Below are 25,820 nucleotides of genomic sequence, written 5' to 3' on the forward strand. Positions count from 1 at the left end.
CAAATTAATTTTTATTATCGCTAGTTAAACAAGCTTTGCAGGTACCATGAGTTTCAACAATATGGTTCTCAACAGAAAATCCAATTTGCTCAGCATGCTTGGTTAGCTGCTCTGTAATTTTAATATCATGGAACTCTACAACATCATCGCAAGTGCGACAGATGAATAATTGTGAAAAATGGGCGTGTTCACCGATCACACAACAAGCAATGTAACTATTTATTGATTCAACCTTATGAACAAAACCCTGAGTAACCAAAAAATCTAAGGCGCGATAAATTGTCGGAGGTTTTGCCTGAGGTTCTATTTTTTTTAGTTGTTCTAAAAGATCATAAGCACTAATAGCACCTTGATAGGCAACAATTAGCTCTAAAACAGTTAATCGTTGTGGGGTTAATCTAACACCACGTTGTTGGCATAATTGCTCAACTTTTTGTTTTTGGGTACGATTCAAGGATTATATGTCTTATTTTCTGAACAGATCCGCAAGTTTAACATAATTATTCCGATGTTTTAGTGACTATTTTTCAGAATCTCATGCTTTTACTGAGTATTTAATCATGGTAATAGGTTGGCTGTTTATGTTCTGGTTATGTTAGAATTGCGGCATTGATCACTGAACGAATTTATTTATGAGCTCTTACCCATTACAACGTTTTTCTGTTGCCCCTATGCTTGATTGGACGGATCGCCACTGTCGTTATTTTCATCGTCAACTATCTGAACATGCTTTGTTGTATACAGAAATGGTGACAACGGGTGCCATTATTCATGGTAAAGGTGATTTTCTTGCGTATAACGAAGAAGAGCACCCACTGGCATTACAGCTAGGCGGCTCAAACGTTAAAGATTTAGTACATTGTGCCAAATTAGCAGCAGAACGTGGTTATGACGAAGTAAATTTAAATGTGGGCTGTCCATCTGATCGTGTTCAAAATGGTCGTTTTGGTGCTTGTTTAATGGCTGAACCTGATCATGTTGCTGAGTGTATCGCTGAAATGAAAGCGGTTGTTGATATCCCTGTAACAGTGAAAACGCGCATTGGTATTGACGACCAAGATAGCTATGAGTTTTTAACTAAATTCGTTTCAACGGTTCATGAGAAGGGTGGTTGTGATCAATTTACTATTCATGCTCGTAAAGCATGGCTGAGTGGCTTAAGCCCTAAAGAAAACCGTGAAATTCCACCGCTTGATTACCCTCGCGCTTATCAAATTAAAAAAGATTTCCCTCAGTTAATTATTGCAGTCAATGGCGGCATTAAAACATTAGATGAAGCGAAAGAGCATTTAGCGCATTTAGATGGGGTAATGATTGGTCGTGAGGCGTATCAAAGCCCTTATTTATTAGCAGAAGTTGATCAACAACTTTTTGGTAGTGATAAGCCAATTAAAAAGCGTCGTGAAATTGTAGAATCAATGTACCCATACATTGAACGTCAATTAGAGAATGGTGCACATCTTGGTCATATTACTCGTCATATGCTTGGTTTATTTCAAAGTATGCCGGGTGCTCGACAATGGCGTCGCTATATCAGTGAAAATGCGCACAAGCCAGGTTCTGGTATTGAAGTGGTTGAAGCTGCATTAGCTAAAATTCCAGCTGAGTTAGATGTTTAAGCTTTTTTAACTTTAGTGAAATAGCGTTAAATAGAAATAAAAAGAAAGTACATAAATAAACCAGATCGTTTATTATTACTGCATATGAAACAAATAGCGTCGCAAATGGAGACTACGCATGAACAAACTATCCCTTACCGCTGTTGTTGCTTCGGCTGCCTTAGTATTGGCACTACCTGCACATTCAACAGAGAAGGAATTTACCACTAAAGTTGAAATTGATGCGTGGTTCCCTGATGCAAAAGTGGGCTCTAAAGATGATGCTATTCGTAAAAATGATGTAGATGCATCGCAAGCGTTCTCAATCGCTTTTGAACACCCATTTGCTTATGTACCAAATGTTAAAGTGCGTTATACCCCAATAAAAGCAGATCGCTTTGAATACGATCAAATTGACTACACAGGTTACTACAAGTTATTAGATACTAACGGTCTTCAGTTTGATGTCGGTTTAACCTTAACGCAGTTTGCGAATGGCGAATTCAATAAAGGTGGCTCTGTTGATTCAGCTCAACCATATGATCAAAGCTTTAGCGAAACAGCAATGAACATGTATGCCGATGCATCGATGCATATTCCAAACACACACTTCCACATTTTTGGTCAATACGATTTTGGTAGCGGTAGTGGTACTCGAACGATGGATGGTCAAGCAGGGGTTAAGTATATTCTTCCCGTTGATGCTGCGGTAGATGTTGAGTTTAAAGTAGGCTATCGCGTAATGGACCATGAGTTTGGTTATTTTGAAGGATTTGATAGCGACCAAGCAAATGTCATGGTTGATGGTTGGTTCGGTGGTGTGTCATTTGATTTCTAATCAAAATAAATAAAAGTTAATAAGATAGCGATTCAGGTGACTGGGTCGCTATTTTTTTATTTTAAATTTGCTCAATCCTTATTTTTTGACCATGCTTATAGAATGGATATTACTATGATATTCATATTTGGTAAGGATGCAGTTATGACGACATTAAGTGAATTGAAATTGATGTACCAAGAAGAGCAATTAGTAGAAGCTGTAATTGAGCCCGTAATGGTTGAAGGCCCTTGGATTGTTGAATTTCGCCATGTGCGTGGAGGCCTTGTCCTGCTTACCGATATGAAGGGAGGAGAAATGAAATACAGGGATTTAGAGTCTGCTTCAAAGAGTGCGCTAGCGGTTGGATTTAACCAAGTCAGGATTAATGATTAATCTCATTTTTAGCTGAATTAATTAACGCAAACATTTCTTTCTTCCAAAAAGTTATAAAACATACCTATCTATTCTTTCTTGTTATAGAAAAGAGTCGCTAATCTAATATGACGCAATGAATAGGGATGTCGTCATGTTATTAAAGGAACTCTCCGCACTCGCTAGTCCACTTAATGATCAACAAATAGGTCAATTACAGCTAGCGGCTTCAGAATTATCTCCACAACAACTTGCTTGGGTAAGTGGTTATTTTTGGGGTGTAAGCCAAACTTCTGGTGCTGCACAACCAATCAATCAAGCCGCTGCGGCGGTATCAAGTGAGCCTGCTGGTAAGCTATCAATCATTTATGCTTCGCAAACAGGCAATGCTAAAGGGGTTGCTGAAGCATTAAAAGCAGAAGCGTCTGCCTCTGGGATCAGTGTTGAGCTATTTGATGCCAGTGACTACAAAGGTAAAAACCTCGCTAAAGAAACTCACGTTGTTATTGTTGCGTCTACTAATGGTGAGGGGGAAGCCCCTGACAATGCCATTGAGTTGCATGAATATCTTCAATCTAAAAAAGCACCAAAATTAGATAACTTAAAATACGCAGTGATTGGTTTGGGGGATTCGAGCTACGAGTTCTTCTGCCAAACAGGTAAAGATTTTGATGCGTACTTATCTAAGAAGGGCGCGACGCCATTTATTGAACGTATTGATCTTGATGTTGATTATGAAGCTCCAGCGGCTGAATGGCGCAAGCAAGCGTTAGAGAAAGTAAAAGAAACCTTATCAACCGGTGATGATGCTAAAAATGGGCAGGTAGTGCAATTACCTGTGGGTCAAGCCGCGCATAGTCAATCTCAATATTCAAAACAAAACCCTTATACGGCAACGTTATTAGCAAGCCAAAAAATAACGGGCCGAGATTCAGGCAAAGATGTTCGTCACATTGAAATTGATTTGGAAGATTCAGGCTTAACTTATCAACCGGGTGACGCACTTGGTGTTTGGTTTGAAAATAGTTCAGAGTTAGCTGCTGCTATCTTAAAACAAGTAAGCCTTACTGGTGAAGAGCAAGTTGATGTGGATGGAGAGTCAATCTCTCTACAAAAAGCGTTAGTTGAGAAATATGAAATTACCTCATCAAACCCACAGCAAGTAGCTAAATTTTCAGAGTTATCAGGCAGTAAAAAACTAGAAAAATTGGCACAAGATAAAGATAAATTACGTCATTATGCAGCTAACACTCAAGTTATTGACCTGCTATCAGAAAAGAAAACCAAATTAACGGCAGACCAATTAGTTGGTTTACTTCGCCGTCTAACGCCTCGTTTATATTCTATTGCTTCAAGCCAAACAGAAGTGGATGAAGAAGTGCATTTAACGGTTGCTGTTGTTGAATACCAACAAGGTGATGATACTCGATTTGGTGGTGCTTCTAGTTTCCTATCTCATCGTTTAGAAGAGGGTGATGAAGTAAAAGTATTTATTGAACACAATAATAATTTCAAACTTCCTCAAGATGATAATGCCCCAGTGATCATGATTGGTCCTGGTACGGGTATCGCACCATTCCGCTCATTTGTACAAGAGCGTGACAACCGTGATGCAGAAGGTAAAAACTGGTTATTCTTTGGTGATAGAACATTCACGCAAGATTTCTTATACCAAGTTGAATGGCAAAAATACCTTAAGTCAGGCGTTGTAAATCAATTAGATGTTGCATTCAGCCGTGATCAACAAGAAAAAGTCTATGTACAGCATCGTATCTTAGAGCATTCAGCACAAGTGTGGCAGTGGCTACAAGATGGCGCTTATATTTACGTGTGTGGTGATGCAACTCGCATGGCAAAAGATGTACATGACGCGTTAATTACCATTGTTGAACAGCAAGGCAAGAAGAACAGAGAAGAAGCAGAACAGTTTGTAAATGATCTGCGTAAGGCGAAACGTTACCAAAGGGATGTGTACTAATGAGCGAACAAATTGCAGTAAAAACAATCTTATCAGGCACTGAACTTGGCCCATTAGCGGATAACGAACGTCTAAAACGTGAAAGTAACAACCTTCGAGGTACGATCGTGGAGGATCTTCAAGATCGCATTACGGGCGGTTTTACTAAAGATAATTTTCAGTTGATCCGTTTCCACGGTATGTATCAACAAGATGATAGAGATATTCGTGCTGAGCGTGCAAAACAAAAATTAGAGCCTCTGCATAACGTAATGCTTCGTGCGCGTATGCCTGGTGGAATTATTACACCAAAGCAGTGGTTGGCGATTGATAAGTTTGCAGAAGAAAATACCTCGTATGGCAGTTTACGTTTAACCACTCGTCAAACGTTTCAATTTCATGGTGTTCTGAAACCAAATATTAAGTTAATGCACCAAACATTGAATAGTATTGGTATTGATTCAATTGCAACAGCGGGGGATGTAAACCGAAATGTTCTATGTACCACGAACCCTGTTGAATCAGAGCTTCATCAAGAAGCCTACGAGTGGGCGAAAAAAATCAGTGAGCACTTATTACCAAAAACGCGTGCCTATGCTGAGATTTGGTTGGATGGTGAAAAATTAGAAACAACTGATGAAGAGCCTATTTTAGGCAGTAATTATCTTCCTCGTAAATTTAAAACAACTGTTGTGATCCCACCGCAAAATGATGTCGATGTGCATGCGAATGATCTCAACTTCATTGCCATTGCTGATAATGGAAAGCTAGTTGGTTTTAATGTTCTTGTGGGTGGTGGCCTTGCGATGACCCATGGTGATACTGCGACTTATCCACGAAAAGCGGATGATTTTGGCTTTGTTTCACTAGAAAAAACGTTAGACGTAGCCGCTGCAGTGGTGACGACTCAGCGTGATTGGGGTAATCGTTCAAATCGTAAAAATGCAAAAACAAAATATACGTTAGATCGTGTGGGTGTGGATGTATTTAAAGTCGAAGTTGAAAAACGAGCAGGGATTCAATTTGAAACTAGTCGTCCTTATGAGTTAACAGAGCGTGGTGATCGAATAGGTTGGGTAGATGGCATTGATGGTAAACACCATTTGGCGCTATTTATTGAAAATGGGCGTTTATTAGATTACCCGGGTAAGCCATTAAAAACAGGTGTGGCTGAGATTGCTAAGATCCACCAAGGTGATTTTAGAATGACAGCCAATCAAAATTTAATTGTTGCAGGTGTACCTGCTGAGCAAAAAGATCAGATTGATAAAATTGCTCGTGAGCATGGCTTAATTGACGATGGGCATTCAGAGCAACGTAAAAACTCAATGGCGTGTGTCGCGTTTCCTACCTGTCCATTAGCAATGGCTGAGGCTGAGCGTTTCTTGCCTGAGTTTGTAACTGAAATAGAAGACGTACTAAAAAAACATAAGCTACCAGAAGAAGACAATATTATTTTCCGTGTCACGGGATGCCCAAATGGTTGTGGCCGTGCAATGCTTGCTGAAATAGGTTTAGTCGGTAAAGCACCAGGGCGTTATAACTTCCATTTAGGCGGTAACCGTAGTGGTACTCGTGTACCTAAAATGTATAAAGAGAACATTACAGACCGTCAAATCCTATCTGAAATCGATGAACTTGTTGGTCGTTGGGCTACTGAGCGTCAAGGTAATGAAGGCTTTGGTGATTTTACCATTCGAGCTGGCATTGTAGATGAAGTGATAGTATCAAAAAGGGACTTTTATGCCTAAATTGCAATTGTCAGAGCTGTTGCCATTAACTAAAGTTGAGCAAATTTTACGCTTATCTGAAGTTAATGCAGAGCTTGAAGCGCTGACCGCTCAAGAGCGAATTTTGTGGGCGTTAGAAAACTTAGAAGGAAACCCTGCGGTATCCTCAAGTTTTGGAATTCAAGCAGCAGTGATGTTGCAATTAGTCACTGATGCAAAAGCGGATACTCCGGTTATTTTGACCGATACCGGATATTTATTTCCTGAAACTTATCAGTTTGTTGATCAACTCACTGAGCGCCTTAAACTCAATCTGCACGTGTTTACTGCACAAGAGAGTCCAAATTGGCAAGAAGCACGTTATGGTAAATTGTGGGAAAAAGGCGTTGAGGGGATTGAACAATATAATAAGCTAAACAAAGTTCAGCCTATGCGTCGAGCGCTTGATCAGCTTGAAGTCGGGGTTTGGTTTTCTGGTTTACGCCGTGAGCAATCAAGTTCTCGTGCCAATCTGCCAGTACTTAGTATCCAAAATGGGGTATTTAAATTTTTACCTGTATTGGATTGGAGTAACAAAGATGTACATCATTTTTTAGAAGAGCGTGATTTACCTTATCATCCATTGCGTGATGACGGTTATCTCTCTGTCGGTGACACGCACACAACTCAAAAATGGGAACCTGGAATGAAAGAAGAGGAGACTCGATTCTTTGGTTTAAAAAGAGAGTGTGGGTTGCATGAAGATGATGGTGAGACTGCTGGCTCTGGAATATAAATAGTTTGTATGATGATAAAAAGACAGCGTGATAAGCGCTGTCTTTTTATTTACGGCTGAAAAATTATTTCCACAATGAAGTCAGAGAGCTAAGTAGACCTGAGCTTGCGTCTTGTGATGTTAAGTATTGGGTAATTAAAGGGGTAAATTGAGCAATAAGAGCAGGGTCTAGGCCCAGTGCAGAAAAGGCCGTTTTCACACTGTCCATATTCGATATCATGCTGCCTAACCCGCCAGGGATTGCACCTGTTAATGATTCAAGACCTGGGATCATGCTATTTAGTTCAGAGTTTTCAGAACTTGATAAACCATTACCTGCCATTGCTAATAGTGCTCCGGCACCGCCAGCCGCTTGATCCGCTGAAATACCTAGATTATCCGTTAGCATTCCCACCAGTGGATTCGATGCTGTTGCTTGTTCTGTAGTTACTTCTTCATCACCGCCACCAAATAGGTTTGAAAGAAAAGCATTGGCAGGCGCTGCAGCAGTAAGAGAAAGCGCTAGAGTTGATAAGATTAGAGTTTTTTTCATTGTCATTTCCTTTTAACATTATGGTTTTGTTTTTCTAACATATTAACTAGAGTATGACATAAAAAAAAGCGATACCCATAGGCATCGCTTTCTAATTTTATTTTTAATCTTTTTTGAGAAAGATTAGATGATGTCTAGTAGTTCTACTTCAAATACTAGTGCAGCATATGGAGGGATTGCAGCGCCAGCGCCACGCTCACCGTATGCAAGGTCTTGTGGGATAGCAAGCTTCCACTTAGAACCTACAGGCATTAGTTGAAGAGCTTCAACCCAACCAGCGATCACGCCAGTTACTGGGAATTCAGCAGGTTGACCGCGCTCTACAGAGCTGTCAAATACTGTACCGTCAGTTAGCATACCGTGGTAGTGAACACGTACTGTTTTATCAGAAGTTGGAATTTCACCAGTACCTACAGTTAGTACTTCATATTGAAGACCAGATTCAAGTACAGTTACTTCTGAACGAAGAGCGTTATCAGCTAGGAAAGCTTCGCCGTCAGCTGCTGCTGCTTTAGATGCTTCAGCACGAGCTTCTTCAGCACGCATGTGAAGTGCTTGAAGTGCTTCGTTGATAGCGTCAACTTCGATTTCTGGCATGTCGCCAGTTAGTGAAGTAGCGATACCTTTAGCGATAGCTGCAACGTTTAGGCCTTCAAGACCAGATTGTGCAAGTTGTTGACCCATTTGAAGGCCAATGCCGTAACTTGCTCTTTGCTCTACTGTTTCTAATTTAACTTCAGACATGCTGTCTCTCTTTCTTTATATGGTATAAACGAAAGACTAAAGGATACAGAGATCTAAGCTTAAGGTAAACTTTTGTACTTCTTTGCACTCTGATATTAGAATAAAACGTGAGCTAACCAGTTTCGCATGAGGCGATGGCATGAATAAAAAGAAAAAAATGAATATAAAACGTCCAGACTTCTCTGAGCAGCTGGCAATTATGAAGGATAAGTGCGAGCCGCTTTTAAAGAAAGTCTCACCTTATTGGCAGCGCTTACCTGCCTTTCATCAAAAGGCATTACAAATTTTAGTTCCTGTTACTTTTATTTTAATTTTATTGCCAAGTGGTGCAGAAGAAGAGATTGAGAGTATTCAGCCTACAGTGATCCCTGCACCTGAAATGGAGAGGCAAAGTGTCAGTTTGAATCTTGAAGGATTGAGTGAGCAAGAGGCTGCACTTCGTGATGCCCCTTCTGCTTATGAAGTAGAAGTAGAACAAGAAAAAGAAAAAAGAGAAGCAGAGCCAGTAAAGAAAACAGAGGAAGTGAAAACGTCACAACCAACTCAAAGCTCTGCAAAATGGCATGATTATCAAATTCAAGCCGGCGATACGCTTTATCAAGTATTTAGAAAAAATAACCTTCCGCTTACTGAACTAAATAAAGTGGTAAAAATAGAAGGTGCTGATAAACCTCTGAGTAACATAAAAAAAGGTCAGCTATTTCGTTTTAAACTGAATCAACAAGGAGAGCTAGACATTCTTCAGATAGAACGAGATAACCAAGCAATCATGTATTTTAGAATGTCTGATGGTAATTTCGGGCGCAGTAAGTAACGCCCTATTCGAATGTTCTACAATGATTATCTTCCTCTTATTTTCTTTAACCACGTTTTAGGCATAAGAGGGAGGATAATTAATGCAATACCCATTACCGTTAATAAATCCGGCACCTCATCAAACCACATCACTCCAAATAGAACGACAAAAATTAATCCTGAATATTCAGCCAAAGATATTTGGGTTGCTGGTGCTTTTTTGTATGCCATGGTTGCTAGGCCATTGTAACTAATAATAAAAGTAGCACTTAATGCGATCCAAAAGATTTCATTATGAGTTAATGGCTGCCAGTAAAACCAAGCTAACCCTCCTGATACTGGTAGAGATAATAAGGTTGTCCAAAATAGGGTGGTGATCACCGATTGTTCATTAGGTATTTTTCGAACCAGTATATTATACAAGGCTAAAGTCATTGCCGTACCTAGTGCAAAAATAGCGGCCCAATGAAATTGAGAGGGACGCAAAATAATAACAACGCCAATAAATCCAACGATGGTTTGAAGTACTTTTTTAGCTGAAGGTCTTTCATTGAGTAACAGCATTGAAAGCGGGATCATCAATAATGGAGCGGTATAAAAAACGGCATTGGCAGTAGCAAGAGATAAATAAGTAATAGATACCACCATGCAACAACTGCCAATTAAGAGAATATGAGATCTTAATACCGTTATTTTCTGGTTACTTAAATTTCTTGATGTTGAAGACTGACGTATCCAAAAAGGAAAAAGAAGGGCGAGAGAGACCAGCTGGCGAAGAAAAATATACTGAAAAGGTGACACTCCACCATCAAGAACTTTTACTGCCACATCAGACAGAGATGCCAATAAATTACCTAATACAAGTAAGATAATTGCAAGGTTGACTGGTGTCATCATAGGTTTCATTTTCGTACTACTTAGCTAATCGCATGTCGACATGAGGAATATCATCCTCAAGATACATATCAGAAATAACGTTAAAACCATGTTTTTGATAAAAGTGGCTTAAATGTTCTTGAGCGCCAATATCAATAGTTTCCCCTGGCCATAATTCTTCACATAATATTAGAGCTTGTGAGATAAGCTCATGCCCTAGGCCATTACCTCTGGCTGTTTCTTTTGTTGCCACGCGACCAATACTGACATTGCTATAACTAACCCCTGCTGGCAGTAATCGAGCACAAGCGACCATTTCATTATTTTTAGTCCCAATTAAATGATAGACACCTTCATGGCAATCTTTCCCATCTAATTCAGGATATGGACAGGTTTGCTCTACGACAAAAACATCGACTCTTAAACGAAGCAATTCATACAGTTGTGCGGTAGTTAAGTCATTAAAAAGTATTTTTTGCCAATGGATCATAGAAATTATCTCGTTCAAAAAAGAAGAACATCAAGATACCTATTTTCACTTTTTTAGGCATTAACTTATGTTAACTTTTTTAATTCTATTTTTAATACGACTTAAACTGATGTGAGTGATACCAAGATAAGCGGCTACTTGATAATCACTTAATTGTGAATGCAGCTCAGGATAGTTTTGACAGAAAATTTCGTAACGAGACTGAGGGGAGTAAAGCAACATAAAACGCTCTTTTCTCTCTTTATAAACTAATTGAGTTTCGATCAGTTTCAGATAGAAAGGATGTGGTTGTGCTCGCCATTGATGTATATATTCAATAGGTAAGGATAAGAGTGTTGTTGCTGTTAGTGTTTCTAACGTATAGGGTGACTTCTCATTAGCGATGACGCCTTCAAATCCTACTACCCAATCTCCTTTCCAGTAAAACTCCTTACTAAATTCCTTACCATGCTCAGTTAAATATGAAGCATGACAAAGTCCGTCTAATAAGAAATAGAAAGACGTTGAATTATCATTTTGCTTTATAACGACGTGTTTTGGTTTTAAATACTCTAATTTGCTATTACGGATTAATTTTTCAATCTCATCAGCCGTAAAGTTATAGTCTTGAAGTTGGGTAATAAAGTCTGTGAGCATTAGTTATTATCGACCAGAGAATTTGAGTTATCTTGATGCTTTTTAAGGTAGCACATCGCTTCTTCTTTCCCCATGTATTTACTTAATGTTTTGTGTGGCACATTACTCATATCAACTACGATTAATCCATCCAGAGCATCATTGAAATCAGGGTCTACATTAAAGCAGACTAACTTTCCATTTAGCCCTATGTATTGACGTAATAAAACAGGTAACCCTTTTCCTTTCTCAATGCGGCTCAGTACTTTGGATAATAGTTTTAAATCGCCGAGTAGAGACAGCATATCGCCATTCCATAGCTTTTTAATTGCAGGCTTTAGTGGGGTTGTTGCTGAAACGAGTGCTGCTTTTTTATTATCATAATGATGAATGGTAAGCGTTGAGGCGATGAGTTGGCGGGCCGATAGACTGTAATCATTACTGATACTCACTGGGCCAAATAAATGGGTGTATTTAGGTCGCTGATAAACAAATGTTGAAATTCCTTTCCATAGTAAAAGTAGAGAACTGACGTTTCGTTGATATTTTTTAGCCACAACCGATCGTCCAACTTCAATTGAATATTTGAGCGTCTCAATAAACGGCTGTTGATAATTAAAGAGGCTTCGAGAATACAGTCCGTCTAGTCCAAATTCTGCGATTAATTCATCAACGAGACCTAATCGATAGGAGCCTACTATTTCTTTGTTTTCTTGGTGCCAAATAAATAAGTGATAATAGTGTGCGTCATACTCATCTAAGTCGCAATTTAGCCCTGTACCTTCTCCAACGTCTCTAAAAGTGATTTCTCTGATCCGTCCTATTTCTTGCATTATATTAGGGATCGCTTGGCTCTTACTGCAATAAACTGAAAGTCCATTTTGTTCCAACAACTTAGCATTACTGGCTAGTGACTCTATGTCATGTTCTAAAAGTGCAATGTCGATGGGTGCAATGACAGGAGATAAATGTGGAGATGGTATTTCTTTTCGAGTTTCGGTGTCAGTGTTGGTCGCGAGTAAATAAGTATTCAGTCTTAAATAGTTAATCGTTTCAATAGGAGAGCGAAAACCTGAGAGTTCTTTATGAGGGATCGCAGAACCAATAGATAAGTGAATTGTATTTTCTTTTTTATTGAGCATTTCTCGTCCCAGCATTAATGTTCTTAATAGTGGGTGTATTTTTCCGGCAAGATAAAAAGTGTGGCTATTTTTACCATCAATATAGATAGGTATCGTGGTGGCATTGTGCTTCTCAATAAATTTAGCCGCGGAGTAACTCCAACGTTTATCTTCAAGTAATTTTGTTTCTTTGTTATAGGTAGAGACTTCTCCAGCAGGGAAAATAATCAGTACCCCCTGATTAGCTAAATGTTTATGGGCATCACGTAATGCTTTGGCATTGGTCTTTTTAGCTTGCTGAGTTTCAAAAACATCAACGCCAATAAACAGCTCACTTATCTCAGGAATTTGCTTTAGATATTCATTCGCTAATACTTTTACATCGGGTCGAACACGGCCTACCATTTCCGCTAATATGACACCTTCTAAAGCGCCTAATGGATGATTAGCAACAATCACGACAGGTCCAGTTTTGGGAATTGAATTGAGTTCACCTTGATGAATATCATAAGTTACATTCAAACGTTGAAGGGTGTAACGCATAAACTCAAAACTGGTTAATTCTAGAGGACGGTCTTGATAATGGGCATCTAAACGATGTAATCCTGTCGCCCATTCAGCAAGTATTTCTCCAATGCCAAAAGGGGTGACTCTAGGCAGTCGAAATGGACTTTCAATCATAATTACACTCCTTTAATTAAGTCATTAGCACTCGTCTATTTTTTTAATAATCGAGGCCAATTTTCATTACCTTGTGCAATAAAAGTCGAGATGCTCTCTTCCCATAACGCTTTTATCTGCGCGTCATAATTGAGATACAGTTTTCCATCTACAATTGAATATTGATTCGGATCGCCAGGTGCTCGATCATTTTTTGCAGCGACCGCCCAAGCACAAAAACCACCGTATTGAGGAGCGTATTGTGTTGGGTTTGCGCTAAATAAATCTAAGTTTTCTTGAGAGATAAAATACCAATCAGCATCCATATAAGAGATGACAAATTCAGAATTTCCTTTTTGTGGTTTATCTGAAGTGAAGTAGCTAACACTGTCATAGCCGTCAATGGCTTTATTGCTAAAAAAGCCGGTATAAATAGCGTCTGCTGCAAACGTAGCGTGACTAAATAAGAAGATAAATAAACATAATAACTTTTTCATAATCATGACCTTATTGTGTTAATTGTATGAGTGAGTATTATCGTAAAAATGGAAAGGATCATCATAGGCCAAATGCTTTTTGATTTGGCATGGAGAACCTGGGAAATAATGTAGTGAATTATTTTTATTACTTACAATGATGTGAGTAAAGCTGACGGTTTGAGCATCTTGGCGATGCATACAAGGGGAGCGATGTCCTAGTTTTGAGTGATGGTGTTGATGAAATTGATTCAGTGTTTGCCGATTTACCGCTGAGTTTGTTAATTCTTTATAAACCGATAAGCGATGTTCAATCACATTATCGGCATCGACAGAAGAAGAGATCATCGGTGAGCTAGGGTTTATTGATTCAAAGGTTCGTCCATCCCAACGAAATCCATAAACCCTCTCATTTTTTACTGATCCACTCGCGTGAAATATCAATAAAGTAAAAGCGGCAAAGCGAGATAACTCTATGTTGGAAAGCACTTCCTGAATCGAGTCAATGTGTTCGCAGGGGGCTAATTTTTTTATCAGTAGCCCACGACTTAATGCGTTACTGGGAGCCGTTTCTCCTTGATAGTAATTTAAAAGACAAAGTGAAATGCCATTATTATTAAGTGAAATCCAACTCCCGCCGCCGAAAGGGTCAATTGGCATAATGTAATCCACATTATTTTCTTGGAAAACTTGAGGGGTTAAAGCATCTGAGCGCGAACGTTGTTCATCTCGATTAAAAAATAATTCATAGCCTGTAGAGGTAGTAAACCAAGAGACTGTGCACATTAAGCCTCTCCTCGTAAATAGGTTGTTGTCGTTGGAGCCAAACCAAAACTTGATTGAGTATTTATGCCAATTGAAAGGGTTATCACTTTGATTAGTGCGTAATGATGAGAGGTATGGAGAGAAGCAAAAGTAATTTCTCGCTCAATACTTGAAAGCATAATATGGTCTTGTTTTTTATAAGGGCAGACTTCGGTAATCAATGACACTGGAGCCGTGAGGTATTCAAGAGGAAAAAGCTCTAACCAGTGGATCACATCACCAAGCTCTGTAATGGCGAGCGTTTTGTTTGTCTCGATTTCATGACCTCGACGACGGACATTATAATTGATGGGTACATGGTGATCTTTTTGAATGAGGGCTTGAAATAGATCCAATATGTGTCGGAAATGCTCACCGATAGAACTTTCGACATAAGGTAATGCAAGGTGAATATAATCACTGTCGCTAATGGCGTTGAGTAAAGATATTCCTTTTTTCAATTCATCAATACAACCACTGATCACAGGAGATTGATGTATTTGTTGTGATGTTGATATAGGCATTAAAACTCCTTTTATCTAATCAGTCGGTGGGTATTGAAGCGTCAGTTGTTTCTCTTCTTTCCATGCAGCCAATAGTTCTTTTATTTTCGGAGAGTGGTGACCTTGTTTTTTTTGTAGGGCACCAATTTCAAATAAGATTTTGTATTGAAGCAATAAGGTTGAAAAAATGGTTTTCAGAGGCGTATTTCTATCCCAAATATGAGCCGCTTCACTGCTCGCGCCATTAATTTCTAAAATGGTAAAATCATCTCCCTTCATTAAAGAGTTAATATCTTTAAATTTCACGTCTAGCCTACCGTAGTGAAATCCCTCTAAATCATTAAATATGTGGTCTAGTCGCTCGGCTAATTGTTCAGTGATGTATTGGTTACCATCTCTAAAAATAGATCCTCGACTGTGACTACCTGCAAAGGCGAGTTGAAATTCTTTTCCCTTTTCTAAAATGGTATTTAATTTTTCTTTATGACGAGGCAAATACAAATTAGCCAATTGACCAGCTCTGCTGTCATTTTCTATTAACTGTTTTAATGTGCTAATCCCATCACCGACAACAAGTGGAGAGTATTTAAGAGTAATCGAAATTATTTTCCCTTTTTTCTGATTAGGGTAGCGAACATAAAAAATCCCAGCCTCTGCTGAGTAAGGCGCTTTCTCTTGAATTAAAAATCGAGCGTTGATAGGAAAGGAACTAAAATATTCACTTAGTTGATTTGGTGATGTAATTAATTTAACGCCGACCCCACGGCAGCCTAAATCAGGCTTTGCAACGATAGGAAAGAAGAGGCCCTGTTTGTTCATTATCTCAAGGGCATGTTTAGTTTGCTCTAGTACAGGCTCATTAGTTGTTGTGATTGTCGTAAATGGAGATATCCACTGCTGAGCTATTGGGCCTGCAAGACTTAAAATATCATGTTTAGATTCTCCAACCATGCCGCTTAATTTAATTGATGGATTAGCAATAAGAGGAAGGGCGAAATCAAAATGTTTTATGCCAAGAAAAAAACTTTGGATAACTACGGGAGTATAAAAAAACCAGCTTGGTAAAAATTCATAAGGAGACACACTGCGGTGAGTGTCTGGCTCCAACTGTGGCATGCCGGCATTGATATGACCGGTTGTAATCGTCTTGATTTGATTATCCATTACGTCAGTTCCTTTGATATTTTCTTTCTTGCTAGTCGATTTGTAGCAAATAAAACCATTGTCATTATTGGGATTAATAACCACTGATGTTCACTGGTTTTAACCCATGAGCTGCTACCCAAAAAGAACACACTAGGAAAAACAATCGCTGTCCACACCGCAGTAGCGCTCATTACAGAGATAAAAAAGGTGCTAATACGAATATGAAATACGCCACTTAATGTAAAGCCTACGGTTCTAAGTCCTGGGATAAATCGAATAATGAATAAATTAAGCATAGGATTAGATTGCAGTTTTTTCCTTATGTAGCGTAAATGAGTGTTAGTTAATGTTTTATATCGGAGTAAACGAAAACGAGTAGATAGACGACCTAAAAAATATAAGCCGAGATCGCCACTCGCAATACCAATGAAAGCCGCCAGTAAGCCCATGGTGGGCGTAATGACATCTTGAGCAGATAAACTTGCAGCGGTGATAATCGCAAGATCTTCTAATAGGTAAGACAGGAGGATAATTCCGATAAAAATAGAGATTAGAGAGGCCGATTGAATAAAAAATATATTTTGAATCGCGTGAATCATCTCGTTCATGAATCCCCCTTTTATTGGTATTTATTAAGCGTGGCCTTGTGTTGCTAAAATGTAAAGAAATATTCGATTATTGATTTTTGAGCGTCTGATTAATAAATAGTTCAAATTTAAATCGGGGCGTTATGAATGTATTGTGGTGTCTGAAAATGAGGGTGTATTTATTAAGGAAGGTGTTTTTCAGACTATAAAGAGGGAGTTTGTTTCTGATATAAAAAAATAGCACAGTTAAAGAATAACCATGCTATTTTTGAATTAACTATGTTTTTAGTATAACTAAAACATTATCGTTCGCTGTATTACTTACTTAGATCAATGTTGTAAACGGCAAAACCGACTTCATCAGTTGCAACGCGTTTCATTGGGTATTGACCCTTGTCTTTAATAAACTGAGCGGCTTTATCACTTGGTGATGTTTCAAAGCGAATGTCTAGCTTCTTATTGCTCTTAATTGGAGCGAAAGACCAGTTGTTGTCTGCTGCTGGCTTCACTTGGCCTTCTTCTTTACTTACACGTGAAATGTAACTAGAAAGAACCGTACGGTTTTCATCTGGTGCATCAAATGCAATGAAGTCAGTACCTGTGCCTGGGAATTTGTTGCTGTAAGCGCGGTAGTTGTTAGTTGCGATAAGGAAGTCTTGCTTCATATCAATCGCTTTACCTTGGTAAGTTAGACCAACAATACGCTCCGAACCTTCGTTAATTACGTTACAGTCACCATCATATTTTGCTGGTTGAGTAACATCGATTTGGTAGTTAACGCCATCAATAACATCAAAATTATAGGTACGGAAGCCATCCCAATCAATTAATTGTTGTGGCGCTGTGCTATTAATGTCGATTTGTTTAAATTGACCAGCAGAACATTCAAGCCACTCTTTTACTTCGTGACCTGTTACTTTCATTGCCACTAGAGTATTCGGGTATAGGTATAAGTCAGCTGCATTACGGAACGTTAATTGGCCCGACTCAACTTCAGTGAAGTTAGTAGGATCATTGCCACGACCGCCTGCTTTAAATGGAGCAGCAGCAGAAAGTACCGGTGTGCCATCTAAATCAGGGTCACCTTGAATGAAGCGTTCTACGTAATCTTGTTGTGCAAGGTTAACGATTTGAACAGTAGGGTCATCTTGCACTAATGCTAAGAAGCTATACATAACATCGTCAGCTTTACCGATAGGTTGGTTAACGAAATTACGCGTGCCTTTATGATCAGCTTCTAGTGCTTTAACAATGCCTTCATCAGATGCTGCTAATGATTTTTTCTCTTTCTTATCAAAGATAGGACGAGCTTCAGATTGGCCTTTTACAACAGCCCATTTACCATCTTTTTGCTCTAGAGTTAAATCCATCACACCAACGTGGCTACCCCAGCGTCCAGGCATTACAGCAGCAACGCCATTCATCGTACCATTTTGGTTATCGATGCCTTGCATGTCATCAAACCCTTTACCAGGGAAGACTGCATGAGCATGGCCGAATGCGATAGCATCAATACCTTCTACTTCAGAGAGGTAAAAAGTAGAGTTTTCTTCGCCTTGTTTATATGGGTCAGTAGATACGCCTGAGTGCGGGATCGCAACAATAACATCAGCGCCTTCTGCTTTCATTTGAGGAACAAGTTCATTGGCTGTTTCGATAATGTCACGAGCAATGACTTTGCCTTCAAGATTCTTTTTATCCCACACCATGATTTGTGGTGGAACAAAACCGATGTAACCTACTTTAATTTCGTGCTCTACACCAGCAGTATCTTTAAACGTATGCGTTTTAATGATGTAAGGCGTAAAGTAATGCTCTTTTGTTTCAGCATCGTATACGTTTGCACTGATGTAAGGGAAGTCAGCGTCGTTAATTGATTCTGCTAAGAAATCTAGACCGTAGTTAAATTCATGGTTGCCTAGGTTAGCTGCATCATAATCGAGTTGATTCATTGCTTTATATGCAGGGTGAACTTCACCCGCTTCAATGCCTTTATCTGCCATGTAGTCACCCATTGGGCTACCTTGCAGTAAATCACCGTTATCAACAAGAACACTGTTTGTTACTTCACTGCGAGCTTCTTTTACTAGGGTGGCTGTGCGCGCTAAACCAATTTTTTGAGATGGTTTATCTTTGTAGTAATCGTAATCCATTAGGTTGGTATGGATATCTGTTGTTTCTACAACACGTAGCTTAATTACTTCGTTTGTGTCTTCAGTTGTTGTGCAACCAGACAAAGTCAGTAAGCCTAGGCCAGCAAGAACGGCAAGTGATACAGGTTTAGCAGAGAGTTTCATCGTATTCTCCAAAAGGTGATAATCATAAAAGCGCCAATAAGATAACAGATTGGTTATGTTATAAATGTAACTGGCCTCTTAATCTGTGCGCTTGATCTTCTTTCCGTGTGCTTTACGGTAACAAGATCACAGCTTAAACAGGTATTTACAGGTTGTTTTCTGTGTTTCGTTTTATTTCAGGAAAACTTCGTTAGCATTAAATCGAATAAAAAATGAAATTTTAGAATTTCAGGTAATAAAGCAACCCGTCTATAGTGACTTTATTGGAATGAAAAATAGCCATCGCTAGAAAAGAGCATTGATGCTTGTTAGAGCAATTAATGCCATTAGTGATGTCATTGCCAAATTTAGCCTAAAGGACAAAACACACATGGACGCAAAACGATTAACCCACCTTCAACAGCTTGAAGCTGAAAGTATTCACATTATTCGTGAAGTTGCTGCTGAGTTTGATAACCCAGTAATGATGTATTCGATTGGTAAAGATTCTTCTGTGATGCTGCATCTTGCTCGTAAAGCTTTTTATCCAGGAAAAATCCCATTCCCTCTTTTACACGTTGATACTGATTGGAAATTCAAAGAGATGATTGAATTTCGTGAGAAAACCGCAAAGAAATATGGTTTTGACCTATTAGTACATAAAAACCCTGAAGGTATGGCAATGGGAATTAACCCATTTGTTCATGGTTCATCAAAGCACACCGATATCATGAAAACTCAAGGTTTAAAACAAGCGCTAAACAAATATGGTTTTGATGCGGCTTTTGGTGGCGCGCGTCGTGATGAAGAAAAATCTAGAGCCAAAGAGCGTGTGTATTCGTTTCGAGATAAAAACCATACGTGGGATCCAAAAAATCAGCGTCCAGAGTTATGGAATACCTATAACGGTCAAGTAAATAAAGGCGAAAGCATTCGAGTTTTCCCATTATCGAATTGGACTGAGTTGGATATTTGGCAATATATTTATTTAGAAAATATTGAAATTGTTCCACTTTATTTATCTGAGAAACGCCCTGTGGTTGAGCGTGATGGCATGTTGATCATGGTAGACGATGAACGTTTAGAGCTAGAAGAAGGCGAAGAGATCCAACATAAAGACATTCGCTTTAGAACCTTAGGCTGTTATCCATTGACTGGTGCAGTGGAATCTACCGCAAATACCTTACCTGAAATCATTGAAGAGATGTTGGTTGCTACCTCAAGTGAGCGTCAAGGTCGAGCGATAGATCATGATTCATCTGGTTCAATGGAACTGAAAAAACGCCAAGGTTACTTTTAATATCAAGCATCTAAGGAAGGATTAAATAATGAATAGTGCAGTAGAGCAACAATTAGAAGAGCTTGGTATTGAAGCTTATTTAAAAGAACATCAATACAAATCATTACTTCGATTTTTAACTTGTGGTTCGGTGGATGATGGTAAAAGTACCCTCATAGGCCGATTACTCCATGACTCAAAACAAATCTATGCAGATCAGTTAGATGCCGTTCATGCAGATAGCCAACGCGTCGGCACAACAGGTGAGCGTCCTGATTTAGCATTATTGGTTGATGGCCTGCAAGCTGAGCGTGAACAAGGCATTACTATTGATGTTGCGTATCGTTATTTCTCAACTCAAAAACGTAAGTTTATTATTGCAGATACTCCGGGACATGAGCAGTACACGCGAAATATGGCAACCGGCGCATCTACCTGTAATGTTGCGGTTATCTTGATTGATGCGCGTAAAGGGGTGCTTGACCAAACTCGTCGTCACTCTTATATCGCGAACCTGCTTGGTATTCGTCACTTTGTGGTTGCAGTAAATAAAATGGATTTAGTAGATTACTCTCAATCTCGCTTTGAAGAGATTAAAGAAGAGTACTTAACTTTCTCCAAGAAGCTAAATAATCCAAATCTAGATATTTCTATCCTACCGTTATCAGCCTTAGAAGGAGATAACGTGGTAAATCAGAGTGAGGAGCTATCTTGGTATCAAGGTACGCCGTTATTAGAGGTGCTTGAGAATATAGATATCGATTCAGACAGAGATAATGGAGAGTTTAGATTTCCAGTGCAATATGTGAATCGTCCAAATCTAGATTTTCGTGGTTTTGCAGGAACTGTTTCTGCGGGTGGAATTTCTGTTGGTGATGAGATTGTTGCTTTGCCATCGGGTAAAAAATCAAAAGTGGCGCGCATTGTTACCTTTGATGGTGATTTAGATTCAGCCCAAGCAGGTCAAGCGGTGACATTAACGCTTGAAGATGAGATTGATATTAGCCGCGGTGATTTACTAGTGAAGGCGAACTCTAGCTTACAAGCTACGGATCAATTTAAGGCTGAGATTGTATGGATGACAGAAAAAGGGCTAGAACCAGGTCGTCAGTACGACATTAAAATTGCAGGTAAAAAAACGGTAGGCCAAATTGATGCGATTCATCATCAGGTAAATATTAATAGTTTGGATACGTTTGAGACACAAGAATTGCCTCTAAACGGCATTGGTTTGTGTGAGGTATCCCTGACAGAAACGGTGAGCTTAGATCGTTATCAAGATTGTGCCGATACGGGTGGCTTTATCTTTATTGATCGCTTAACGAATGTCACGGTAGGGGCTGGTATGATCCAAAACCTTTCTGAACTGAGTGATGCGAAACCTATCAATGATAATGTCAGTGCTTTTGAGGTGGAATTGAACGCGTTAGTTCGTAAACATTTTCCTCATTGGAAAGCACAAGACGTTTCTAAACTTTTAAGTTAATGACTTAAAAAGGAATAGTCTATGGCATGGGAACAAGGATTCGTTCTGGCTTTATTAGCTCTTATTATTGTGAGCTTATTAGCAAGTAAATTAAAACCAAGTGTAATTTTTTCAGGGGCGGCGTTTATTGCTTTTATGCTAGGGATGATTGATTTACCTAGCTTGGCAAAAAACTTTACTAACTCGTCACTGCTAACTTTGGTGTTATTGATTTTAAGTTCTTGTGCCTTAGAAAAAACACGTCTTATCAGTTGGGTAGGGCGCTATATTTCAGAAGGAAGGTTAGGGAGTGTGGTAGGAAAATTGGGTCTATCTACTGCTATTCTTTCTTCTTTTACTAATAATACCGCCGTGGTGGTGTCTTTAATTGGTGCGATAAAGCGTAATCAACGCCACGCGCCTTCTCGTCTGCTTATTCCTCTCTCTTATGCTGCAATCTTAGGTGGCACACTAACCTTAATCGGAACATCAACTAATTTAATTATTAATAGTTTTGTGGAAGATGCGGGTTTACCAAGTTTAAGTTTCTTTGCACCAACAACGATTGGTATCGCGGTACTGCTTGGCGGTCTGTTAATTTTAATTCCATTAAGTTATTTGTTACCTCAGTACGATGAGGGGCATCAAGATGAATTGCCCTACTTTTTAGAAGCTAGAGTTCAAGGCGGCTCGCCATTAGTTGGAAAGTCGATCAGTGAAAATAATTTAAGAGCATTACGTAAACTCTTTTTAGCTGAAGTGATTAGAGAAGGGAAAACTATCGCTTCGGTTGACCCTGATATGGTGCTTTTAGCTGGAGATAGATTACTGTTTTGTGGTGACATTGAAAGCGTGACGACTCTACAAGAAATTAATGGCTTAACACTGTTTGGGCAGCATCATTTAAATGGTCAAAATTTAATAGAAGTTATTGTCAGTCAATCCGCATCTATTCGTGGAAAAAGTATTAAGTCTTCTAAATTTAGAGATCGTTTTGATGCTGTGGTTGTCGCAATTCGACGAGGCCATGAGCGCCTTGAAGGTGGTTTGGGTAAGATTGAGCTACAAGCGGGTGATACCTTAGTTTTAGTACCAGGAAAAGATTTTGAGCAGAGTAAGCAGCAACTAAAACGTGAATTTGTCATTATTAGTGATCTCGACTCTGCAGCAAAATTGGATGGTGACAAAAGTGCACTGGTTTTATTAGGTTTTGCAGGTGTTATTGCTGCTGAGTTATTGAATGCATTTCCGATTATCAAAGGGCTGTCGGTGTATCTTTTGGCTCTCTTAGCGCTTGGTGTGATTAATATTGGAGAATTACGTCGTCGTTTTCCGATTGATATTGTCGTTATCGTTGGAGCGGCACTTTCGATTGCTCAACTAATGTTGTCATCAGGTTTATCTGTACAGCTTGGCAATATGTTCATGGAGTTATTTAATGGCTGGGGAGTGATGGGAGCCTTGATTGCTGTTTATCTGATTACTTTGGTATTAACGGAATTAATCACCAATAATGCGGCAGCAGCGTTGGCTTTTCCTATTGGCTACAGTATGGCGCTAGGTTATGGCGTCGACCCTATGCCTTTTATTATGGCGGTATTGTTTGGAGCCAGTGCGAGTTTTATTTCTCCTTATGGATATCAAACCAATTTATTAGTATTTAGTGTGGGTAACTACACGCTGCTTGATTACGTAAAAGTGGGATTACCGATGTCGATTATTTATTCGGTATTAGTGCTGACGTTAATCCCTTATTTTTTCCCATTTTAATTCAAGGATGAAACATGACAGTCAAAGACGCAGTGAAAGATGAAAATATTGTTTGGCACCAACATTCAGTAACTAAAGACACTCGCTCTACATTGAAAAACCAGAAGCCAGCAGTACTTTGGTTTACTGGGTTATCTGGTGCAGGGAAATCGACTATCGCTGGGGCGCTAGAAATTAAGTTAGCTGAACTTGGTTATCATACTTACCTATTAGATGGAGATAATGTTCGTCATGGTTTATGTCAGGATTTAGGCTTTTCGGATCATGATAGGCAAGAAAACATTCGACGTATTGGTGAGCTTGCAAAACTAATGGCAGATGCCGGTTTGATTGTATTAAGTGCCTTCATCTCACCGCATCGAGTCGAGCGTCAAATGGTTCGAGAATTATTACCAGAAGGCGAGTTTTTAGAAGTCTTTGTGAATACTTCTCTGGATGAATGTGAAAAAAGAGACCCTAAAGGATTATATAAAAAAGCACGAGCAGGAGAGATAAAACACTTCACTGGAATTGATTCAGAATATCAATCCCCGGTAAATCCTGAGATTGATTTACCTGCCGGAAGTGAATCTATTAATGTGTTAGTTGAGCAGTGTTTAGAAGAGCTGAAAGTACGAGGAATCATTAAATAGATCTATTTTTACATTCGAGTTAGACCATTGCTTTAAGTCTTTGAATCTTTTAAAAGCCCTTAAATATTGATGTATTTAGGGGCTTTGCTATGTATGAAGAAAAATAATTATGCCATCGTTGAAATCGTTTTTTTTACGTCTGTTTCAACAATGAACTTTTGACTTAATAACCCTATTAGGTTGTCGTAATAATTTTCATTAGGTTTATTACCTAATAATTTGCACAGTTCCGCACCTGTAGGACTAAAGCGATAATAGATAAAGCGAGATCCTTTTTGCATTGGCTTTATAGCAATGTTCTTTCCTTGATATTGCAGTGGCAATGCAGGTTCAAACTCTATTTCTCCGGATTCTAATTCCGTACCAAGTAACAGACCTAATTCAATTAATAGTAATAAACTTGAGTAGGGAAGCTTGTAATTACCTAAATGAACTAACTGTGGGCCATCGGTTTTATACAGATTAAAAAGGGTGCCAGCACACTTATAACCTAGCAGTAATTTCTTACTGTTATCTTGCCCAAAACTACAAGCTAATGAGGCTGCTCGTTGGAACGTTTGTGCTTCACGTTGTGTCATATCTTTCAGCACTTTTAGTGCTTTCATGGATGTTGAACCGGGGGTAATTACTTCTTGTTTAAAAATTTGACTCCATAATCGCTGCATTGATGGGTCATGAATATCTTTAGCCATTTCAAAGAAACGATGAAGCCAATCAGGATCAGGCTCGCCAGCGGTTTCATCATTACAATAATCATGAGCAAACTTAATAATTTGTTCTAAGTTTTGTTGCTGCTGCTCTCGTAGTAATTTCTCTCGATACAAAGAGCGCTTTAAGAGAGTTTCTTCTGGTTTTGGTGCGTGTAGTTTTGCAGCCAAACCTTGTTTTATTGCGATCTCAGTGAGTCGACGAGCACTACTTATCACGTAATGTTCTTTTTTGTGTGTTGGTTGTTCTTTTACATTTTCATCTTTAGGGATGATTTTTTGTGATGAGTTCATTGATTGACCTAGCCCTGAGTAACGGTTCTTCCTTTATATTATCGGTATTAGAAAATAAAAACTTTAATATCAAAACAAGAATTAAGAAAAAATCAAAAAAACAGTAAGAGTAAATATGGCTAAATGCTAAGTTTTTGTTAAAATAATGAGTGTTGATTAGTTTTCAAGTCGAGGGATAGAATGAAAGGCTTAGGTTTTAGAAAAATGCTGTTTAGCGTAGTGCTTGCTTCAGGGTATACAGCAACACTGGTCTATCTTTCTCATTATATATAATAATTCCAATAGACCAGTGATTACATTCTAATTACATTTACTCGTCGTCATACTCTTCTAAACGAACGCCTTCAATAAGATAACCCGTCTCTGCAAGTTCGCTATTAATTGTTTCTGTCTTTAGTTTTCCTACGATATAAATAACATCCCACAATTGCTGTATTGGAGCGCCTTTTTCAAACTTAACATAAATGATTTGGTTTGGCGGTGGTGGTGGTACGTGGATACAAGCGCCAAAGTAAGGCACTAGCAAAAACTCAGTGATCGTTGTGTCATCACCTTCTAAAGGAATAACAAATCCAGGTATTTTAACCATACTGCCATTCAACTCTTGTCGAACACCACCTACAAGAGATTGCTGCATTTGAGAGCCATTATGATCAACTTTAGGCATGCCTACCGCATCGAATTGATTTCTTTCTTGTTCAGGAACTAAGTCAATCCAATCGAGTTTTAATACGTCATTACTTATAGCGCGAAAGGGCAGAAGTAATAAAAAACAGAGTAAGAATTTCTTTTTCAT

General features: G+C 38.9%; 26 protein-coding genes. 11 read left to right on the plus strand and 15 right to left on the minus strand.

The window, feature by feature from the left end:
• Nucleotides 1–4: 4 nt before the first annotated feature.
• A complete protein-coding gene (gene zur / locus ED622_RS05275; RefSeq protein WP_122032906.1) occupies nt 5–454 on the minus strand; it encodes a zinc uptake transcriptional repressor Zur in 450 nt (149 codons plus the stop codon).
• 178 nt (nt 455–632) lie between these two features.
• On the opposite strand from zur, the gene dusA reads away from it, so the two are divergent.
• The 6 genes from dusA to ED622_RS05305 all read left to right on the plus strand — a co-directional run bounded on the left by dusA (nt 633) and on the right by ED622_RS05305 (nt 7,252).
• Nucleotides 633–1,619 (plus strand): tRNA dihydrouridine(20/20a) synthase DusA, encoded by a 987-nt coding sequence (gene dusA / locus ED622_RS05280; RefSeq protein WP_122032907.1) that lies wholly within the window; start codon nt 633–635, stop codon nt 1,617–1,619.
• Between the two features lie 118 nt (nt 1,620–1,737).
• Nucleotides 1,738–2,436, plus strand: coding sequence for a TIGR04219 family outer membrane beta-barrel protein (locus ED622_RS05285; protein ID WP_122032908.1), 699 nt, complete (start codon nt 1,738–1,740; stop codon nt 2,434–2,436).
• A gap of 144 nt (nt 2,437–2,580) precedes the next feature.
• Nucleotides 2,581–2,811 (plus strand): hypothetical protein, encoded by a 231-nt coding sequence (locus ED622_RS05290; protein ID WP_122032938.1) that lies wholly within the window; start codon nt 2,581–2,583, stop codon nt 2,809–2,811.
• A 133-nt stretch (nt 2,812–2,944) separates the two neighbouring features.
• On the plus strand, nt 2,945–4,768 hold the full coding sequence (locus tag ED622_RS05295) for an assimilatory sulfite reductase (NADPH) flavoprotein subunit (protein ID WP_122032909.1): 1,824 nt from the start codon (nt 2,945–2,947) through the stop codon (nt 4,766–4,768).
• Nucleotides 4,768–6,498 carry an assimilatory sulfite reductase (NADPH) hemoprotein subunit gene (cysI, locus tag ED622_RS05300; protein WP_122032910.1) on the plus strand — a complete coding sequence of 577 codons (1,731 nt, stop codon included), beginning with the start codon at nt 4,768–4,770 and terminating at the stop codon, nt 6,496–6,498. The genes ED622_RS05295 and cysI overlap by 1 nt, the downstream gene beginning before the upstream one ends.
• The gene (locus ED622_RS05305; RefSeq protein WP_122032911.1) at nt 6,491–7,252 is read left to right on the plus strand and encodes a phosphoadenylyl-sulfate reductase; all 762 of its coding nucleotides are present in this window, start codon (nt 6,491–6,493) and stop codon (nt 7,250–7,252) included. The genes cysI and ED622_RS05305 overlap by 8 nt, the downstream gene beginning before the upstream one ends.
• A gap of 64 nt (nt 7,253–7,316) precedes the next feature.
• On the opposite strand, the gene ED622_RS05310 is transcribed toward ED622_RS05305, so the two are convergent.
• Together ED622_RS05310 and ED622_RS05315 are read right to left on the minus strand one after the other, a co-directional pair.
• Complete coding sequence (locus ED622_RS05310; RefSeq protein ID WP_122032912.1) at nt 7,317–7,784, minus strand: DUF2780 domain-containing protein; 468 nt, start codon at nt 7,782–7,784, stop codon at nt 7,317–7,319.
• A 123-nt stretch (nt 7,785–7,907) separates the two neighbouring features.
• Complete coding sequence (locus ED622_RS05315; protein WP_122032913.1) at nt 7,908–8,528, minus strand: FKBP-type peptidyl-prolyl cis-trans isomerase; 621 nt, start codon at nt 8,526–8,528, stop codon at nt 7,908–7,910.
• A 139-nt stretch (nt 8,529–8,667) separates the two neighbouring features.
• Here ED622_RS05315 and ED622_RS05320 point away from each other — a divergent pair, with 139 nt between their 5' ends.
• Complete coding sequence (locus tag ED622_RS05320; protein WP_122032914.1) at nt 8,668–9,342, plus strand: LysM-like peptidoglycan-binding domain-containing protein; 675 nt, start codon at nt 8,668–8,670, stop codon at nt 9,340–9,342.
• Nucleotides 9,343–9,368: 26 nt separating this feature from the next.
• On the opposite strand, the gene ED622_RS05325 is transcribed toward ED622_RS05320, so the two are convergent.
• The 10 genes from ED622_RS05325 to ED622_RS05370 all read right to left on the minus strand — a co-directional run bounded on the left by ED622_RS05325 (nt 9,369) and on the right by ED622_RS05370 (nt 18,898).
• A complete protein-coding gene (locus tag ED622_RS05325) occupies nt 9,369–10,217 on the minus strand; it encodes a DMT family transporter (RefSeq protein ID WP_122032915.1) in 849 nt (282 codons plus the stop codon).
• A 19-nt stretch (nt 10,218–10,236) separates the two neighbouring features.
• The gene (locus ED622_RS05330) at nt 10,237–10,689 is read right to left on the minus strand and encodes a GNAT family N-acetyltransferase (protein ID WP_045102984.1); all 453 of its coding nucleotides are present in this window, start codon (nt 10,687–10,689) and stop codon (nt 10,237–10,239) included.
• A gap of 60 nt (nt 10,690–10,749) precedes the next feature.
• On the minus strand, nt 10,750–11,325 hold the full coding sequence (locus ED622_RS05335) for a Crp/Fnr family transcriptional regulator (RefSeq protein ID WP_122032916.1): 576 nt from the start codon (nt 11,323–11,325) through the stop codon (nt 10,750–10,752).
• The gene (locus tag ED622_RS05340; protein ID WP_122032917.1) at nt 11,325–13,106 is read right to left on the minus strand and encodes a lysophospholipid acyltransferase family protein; all 1,782 of its coding nucleotides are present in this window, start codon (nt 13,104–13,106) and stop codon (nt 11,325–11,327) included. The genes ED622_RS05335 and ED622_RS05340 overlap by 1 nt, the downstream gene beginning before the upstream one ends.
• 35 nt (nt 13,107–13,141) lie before the next feature.
• The gene (locus ED622_RS05345; protein WP_122032918.1) at nt 13,142–13,582 is read right to left on the minus strand and encodes a YHS domain-containing (seleno)protein; all 441 of its coding nucleotides are present in this window, start codon (nt 13,580–13,582) and stop codon (nt 13,142–13,144) included.
• Nucleotides 13,583–13,600: 18 nt separating this feature from the next.
• On the minus strand, nt 13,601–14,347 hold the full coding sequence (locus ED622_RS05350) for an NRDE family protein (RefSeq protein ID WP_122032919.1): 747 nt from the start codon (nt 14,345–14,347) through the stop codon (nt 13,601–13,603).
• The gene (locus ED622_RS05355) at nt 14,347–14,889 is read right to left on the minus strand and encodes a hypothetical protein (protein ID WP_122032920.1); all 543 of its coding nucleotides are present in this window, start codon (nt 14,887–14,889) and stop codon (nt 14,347–14,349) included. The genes ED622_RS05350 and ED622_RS05355 overlap by 1 nt, the downstream gene beginning before the upstream one ends.
• Before the next feature lie 15 nt (nt 14,890–14,904).
• Complete coding sequence (locus tag ED622_RS05360; protein WP_122032921.1) at nt 14,905–16,032, minus strand: D-alanine--D-alanine ligase; 1,128 nt, start codon at nt 16,030–16,032, stop codon at nt 14,905–14,907.
• Nucleotides 16,032–16,622, minus strand: coding sequence for a DedA family protein (locus ED622_RS05365; RefSeq protein ID WP_122032922.1), 591 nt, complete (start codon nt 16,620–16,622; stop codon nt 16,032–16,034). The genes ED622_RS05360 and ED622_RS05365 overlap by 1 nt, the downstream gene beginning before the upstream one ends.
• 296 nt (nt 16,623–16,918) lie before the next feature.
• Nucleotides 16,919–18,898: a bifunctional 2',3'-cyclic-nucleotide 2'-phosphodiesterase/3'-nucleotidase gene (locus tag ED622_RS05370; protein ID WP_122032923.1), complete on the minus strand. Its 1,980-nt coding sequence runs from the start codon at nt 18,896–18,898 to the stop codon at nt 16,919–16,921.
• A 301-nt stretch (nt 18,899–19,199) separates the two neighbouring features.
• Here ED622_RS05370 and cysD point away from each other — a divergent pair, with 301 nt between their 5' ends.
• From cysD to cysC, 4 genes are read left to right on the plus strand one after another with little or no spacing between them, the layout of a single operon-like run.
• Nucleotides 19,200–20,177, plus strand: a complete 978-nt coding sequence (gene cysD / locus ED622_RS05375; protein WP_256372589.1) for a sulfate adenylyltransferase subunit CysD — start codon at nt 19,200–19,202, stop codon at nt 20,175–20,177.
• A 28-nt stretch (nt 20,178–20,205) separates the two neighbouring features.
• Nucleotides 20,206–21,642, plus strand: a complete 1,437-nt coding sequence (gene cysN / locus ED622_RS05380; protein ID WP_122032924.1) for a sulfate adenylyltransferase subunit CysN — start codon at nt 20,206–20,208, stop codon at nt 21,640–21,642.
• 21 nt (nt 21,643–21,663) lie between these two features.
• On the plus strand, nt 21,664–23,391 hold the full coding sequence (locus ED622_RS05385) for an SLC13 family permease (RefSeq protein ID WP_122032925.1): 1,728 nt from the start codon (nt 21,664–21,666) through the stop codon (nt 23,389–23,391).
• A 14-nt stretch (nt 23,392–23,405) separates the two neighbouring features.
• Nucleotides 23,406–24,023: an adenylyl-sulfate kinase gene (gene cysC / locus ED622_RS05390; RefSeq protein ID WP_122032926.1), complete on the plus strand. Its 618-nt coding sequence runs from the start codon at nt 23,406–23,408 to the stop codon at nt 24,021–24,023.
• 107 nt (nt 24,024–24,130) lie between these two features.
• Here cysC and ED622_RS05395 read toward each other — a convergent pair whose 3' ends face one another.
• Nucleotides 24,131–25,024 (minus strand): TIGR03899 family protein, encoded by an 894-nt coding sequence (locus tag ED622_RS05395; protein ID WP_122032927.1) that lies wholly within the window; start codon nt 25,022–25,024, stop codon nt 24,131–24,133.
• Nucleotides 25,025–25,334: 310 nt separating this feature from the next.
• A complete protein-coding gene (locus ED622_RS05400; protein ID WP_122032928.1) occupies nt 25,335–25,820 on the minus strand; it encodes a DUF3299 domain-containing protein in 486 nt (161 codons plus the stop codon).

Source organism: Aliivibrio sp. EL58 (assembly GCF_900312675.1).
GTDB lineage: Bacteria > Pseudomonadota > Gammaproteobacteria > Enterobacterales > Vibrionaceae > Aliivibrio.

Bases quoted from the DNA above. Each gene is read 5' to 3' on its own strand.
- ED622_RS05290 (WP_122032938.1), top strand. From the start codon at position 2,581: ATGACGACATTAAGTGAATTGAAATTGATGTACCAAGAAGAGCAATTA.
- cysC (WP_122032926.1), top strand. From the start codon at position 23,406: ATGACAGTCAAAGACGCAGTGAAAGATGAAAATATTGTTTGGCACCAA.
- ED622_RS05395 (WP_122032927.1), bottom strand. From the start codon at position 25,024: ATGAACTCATCACAAAAAATCATCCCTAAAGATGAAAATGTAAAAGAA.
- ED622_RS05335 (WP_122032916.1), bottom strand. From the start codon at position 11,325: ATGCTCACAGACTTTATTACCCAACTTCAAGACTATAACTTTACGGCT.
- ED622_RS05295 (WP_122032909.1), top strand. From the start codon at position 2,945: ATGTTATTAAAGGAACTCTCCGCACTCGCTAGTCCACTTAATGATCAA.
- ED622_RS05355 (WP_122032920.1), bottom strand. From the start codon at position 14,889: ATGCCTATATCAACATCACAACAAATACATCAATCTCCTGTGATCAGT.
- ED622_RS05365 (WP_122032922.1), bottom strand. From the start codon at position 16,622: ATGAACGAGATGATTCACGCGATTCAAAATATATTTTTTATTCAATCG.
- ED622_RS05360 (WP_122032921.1), bottom strand. From the start codon at position 16,032: ATGGATAATCAAATCAAGACGATTACAACCGGTCATATCAATGCCGGC.
- ED622_RS05285 (WP_122032908.1), top strand. From the start codon at position 1,738: ATGAACAAACTATCCCTTACCGCTGTTGTTGCTTCGGCTGCCTTAGTA.
- cysN (WP_122032924.1), top strand. From the start codon at position 20,206: ATGAATAGTGCAGTAGAGCAACAATTAGAAGAGCTTGGTATTGAAGCT.
- ED622_RS05345 (WP_122032918.1), bottom strand. From the start codon at position 13,582: ATGAAAAAGTTATTATGTTTATTTATCTTCTTATTTAGTCACGCTACG.
- ED622_RS05325 (WP_122032915.1), bottom strand. From the start codon at position 10,217: ATGACACCAGTCAACCTTGCAATTATCTTACTTGTATTAGGTAATTTA.
- cysI (WP_122032910.1), top strand. From the start codon at position 4,768: ATGAGCGAACAAATTGCAGTAAAAACAATCTTATCAGGCACTGAACTT.
- ED622_RS05350 (WP_122032919.1), bottom strand. From the start codon at position 14,347: ATGTGCACAGTCTCTTGGTTTACTACCTCTACAGGCTATGAATTATTT.
- ED622_RS05310 (WP_122032912.1), bottom strand. From the start codon at position 7,784: ATGAAAAAAACTCTAATCTTATCAACTCTAGCGCTTTCTCTTACTGCT.
- ED622_RS05340 (WP_122032917.1), bottom strand. From the start codon at position 13,106: ATGATTGAAAGTCCATTTCGACTGCCTAGAGTCACCCCTTTTGGCATT.
- ED622_RS05385 (WP_122032925.1), top strand. From the start codon at position 21,664: ATGGCATGGGAACAAGGATTCGTTCTGGCTTTATTAGCTCTTATTATT.
- dusA (WP_122032907.1), top strand. From the start codon at position 633: ATGAGCTCTTACCCATTACAACGTTTTTCTGTTGCCCCTATGCTTGAT.
- ED622_RS05305 (WP_122032911.1), top strand. From the start codon at position 6,491: ATGCCTAAATTGCAATTGTCAGAGCTGTTGCCATTAACTAAAGTTGAG.
- cysD (WP_256372589.1), top strand. From the start codon at position 19,200: ATGCTTGTTAGAGCAATTAATGCCATTAGTGATGTCATTGCCAAATTT.
- ED622_RS05400 (WP_122032928.1), bottom strand. From the start codon at position 25,820: ATGAAAAAGAAATTCTTACTCTGTTTTTTATTACTTCTGCCCTTTCGC.
- ED622_RS05315 (WP_122032913.1), bottom strand. From the start codon at position 8,528: ATGTCTGAAGTTAAATTAGAAACAGTAGAGCAAAGAGCAAGTTACGGC.
- ED622_RS05330 (WP_045102984.1), bottom strand. From the start codon at position 10,689: ATGATCCATTGGCAAAAAATACTTTTTAATGACTTAACTACCGCACAA.
- ED622_RS05370 (WP_122032923.1), bottom strand. From the start codon at position 18,898: ATGAAACTCTCTGCTAAACCTGTATCACTTGCCGTTCTTGCTGGCCTA.
- ED622_RS05320 (WP_122032914.1), top strand. From the start codon at position 8,668: ATGAATAAAAAGAAAAAAATGAATATAAAACGTCCAGACTTCTCTGAG.